Origin of the sequence: Allobosea psychrotolerans, from assembly GCF_002917105.1 — a bacterium.
GTDB lineage: Bacteria > Pseudomonadota > Alphaproteobacteria > Rhizobiales > Beijerinckiaceae > Allobosea > Allobosea psychrotolerans.
Map to the genome: position 1 here is coordinate 1 of NZ_PQFZ01000049.1, position 2302 is coordinate 2302.

Here is a 2302-nt window from a genome sequence, read left to right on the forward strand (position 1 = left end):
GGCGTCACGCTGGTGCGCCAGGCCGGCGACGCCCTGACCCAGATCCTCGCCGCCTCGCAAAAGGTCGCGGCCACCATCGCCGAGATCTCGGCGGCCTCGGGCGAGCAGGCCAACGGCATCGACGAGATGAGCCAGGCCGTCGCCCATCTCGACGAGATGACGCAGGCCAATGCGGCGCTTGCCGAACAGAGCGCGGCCTCGGCCGGTTCGCTGTCTGGCCGCATCGTCCAGCTCAACGAGCTCGTCGCCGCCTTCAGGACGGGCCCTGAGGGGGCAGCCGCCTCATCGGCCAGCTACGCCCCGGCGCCGCGCCCGGCCGCCAGGGCAAGCGCTGCCCAGGCTCATGAACCGGCCTCCGAGCCCGCGCGCCTGCGCAAGCTCGCCGAGGCTGCCTTCGCGCAGAGCCCCAGGCCTGCCGCGGCAGCGCCAGCCAGATCCGCCCCGGCCCCGACGCACCCCGCCGCACCGGCCAAGCGCGCCGTCAACGGCCGCGCCAATGACGCTGGCTGGGAGGAGTTCTGAGCCCTGAGGCGGCGCCCTCAGGCCTGGTCCAAACTCTTCCGTCAACGAAACGACATGAATGTCGATCTATGCGTTGACAGGACCATCCGGCCCCCGTAAACGAACCGCCGTTGCCCAGGTGGCGGAATTGGTAGACGCACCAGCTTCAGGTGCTGGCGCTCGCAAGGGCGTGGAGGTTCGAGTCCTCTCCTGGGCACCACTCTTCCTAGAGGACTACCAACCTCAAGGACTTAGCGGAAATCAACGACTTGTGGACGCCCGAGTGATACAGTCGGGTGATCCATATGGTCCTGAGCATGGCACGACCTTTTAAGCATCCCAAGACGGGCGTCTACTGGTTCCGAAAGGCTGTCCCAAAGGACCTTCGGGAGGCCCTCGGGAAGACCGAGTTCATCCAGTCGCTTCGCACTAAGGACGTCGCAGAAGCACGGAAAGCCCATGCGGAATTAGCGGCAGTGATCGAGGCGCGTTGGGGCTCCCTTCGGGGTGGCACACAGCGCCTTACCACAGAGCAGATCGCGGCTCTCGCGGGTGAGGTTTATCAGGACGCCATCGCAGCCTATGGAGCCGACCCAGGCGAACCGGAAGGCTGGGAAGGTAGCCAGGACTTGCTGGAAGACGCTCTGGACACCGTCGAGGTGAACGCGGCCCAGGGGCTTGCGAAGCTCGAAAAGGCTATCGGAAGCGATTTAGACGGCCGGCTGGGACGTCGCGGCCTTCGTGTCGATGCTGATACACGCGAGCGCGTCCTTCTCCAGGTGGCGCTTGCCCTTCACCGGGCATCAGGGGCGTTGCGGCGGCGAGCCCAGGGCGACTACAGCCCGGACCCAGGTGCTTCACGGTTTCCCGAGTGGAAGGCAACGGAGGCCCCGAAGGCCGTGACGCCCGCCGGCAAGACCAGCCTAACCGGCATCCTCGCCGACTGGTGGAAGGAGGCCCAGGCTACGGGCCGCAAGCCCAGCACCCATGAGAGCTATAGCAACACCGTGGACGGCTTCGTCGCCTTCCTAGGGCATGACGATGCAACGCAGGTCACCCCCGGGCGCGTCGTCGGCTTCAAGGATCACCGGCTGGCCTCGATCAACCCACGGACGAAGAAGCCTATCTCCCCGAAGACGGTGAAGGATAGCGACCTGTCGGCGCTCAAGACTTTGTTCGGCTGGGGCGTCAGCAACCACCGCTTACCCAGCAACCCCGCTGCGGGCATCACAATCAAGCTCGGGAAGCGGAAGGTGACGCGACCGAAGGGCTTCACGGACGAGGAGGCAGAGGCTCTCCTAAAGGCCGCCGAGGGTCACCAACAGGGCAACGAGCAGCCGAAGACCTTTGCCGCCAAGCGGTGGGTTCCGTGGCTCTGTGCCTACACCGGAGCCCGTGTTGGTGAGGTCGCCCAGCTTCGCAAGCAAGACGTGCGGAAAGTCGGTGGCTACTGGGTGATCCACATCACGCCCGATGCGGGGACGGTAAAGACCGATCAGGCGCGGGACGTTGTCTTGCATGAGCACCTTGTCGCCCAGGGCTTCCCGGAGTTTTGTCGCCGGGTCAAGGACGGACACCTGTTCCTCACGCCGGCTGACGGAAGCGATGTCCTTGGGCCTCTACAGGGGCTCAAGAACCGACTTGCAGAGACCGCCCGGGACACCGTGAAGGACACCCGAGTGCAGCCCAATCACGGCTGGAGACACGGGACTGTCTGAATTTTTGTGTCCGGGGCGGTTGAGCTTCACCGTGTGATGAAGCGGTCCTCGAACAAAACGGCGAACTGTGACTTTGCTTCGCC

1 protein-coding gene, 1 tRNA gene and 1 pseudogene are annotated in these 2302 nt (G+C 65.2%); all 3 read left to right on the top strand.

Annotated elements, in window-relative coordinates:
* Positions 1 to 522 (top strand): annotated as a pseudogene (locus CYD53_RS29715) (hypothetical protein); the annotation flags it as partial.
* 112 nt (positions 523 to 634) lie between these two features.
* Positions 635 to 721 (top strand) — tRNA-Leu (locus CYD53_RS29720).
* Between the two features lie 85 nt (positions 722 to 806).
* Positions 807 to 2219: a DUF6538 domain-containing protein gene (locus CYD53_RS29725; protein ID WP_103721672.1), complete on the top strand. Its 1413-nt coding sequence runs from the start codon at positions 807 to 809 to the stop codon at positions 2217 to 2219.
* Positions 2220 to 2302 lie beyond the last annotated feature (83 nt).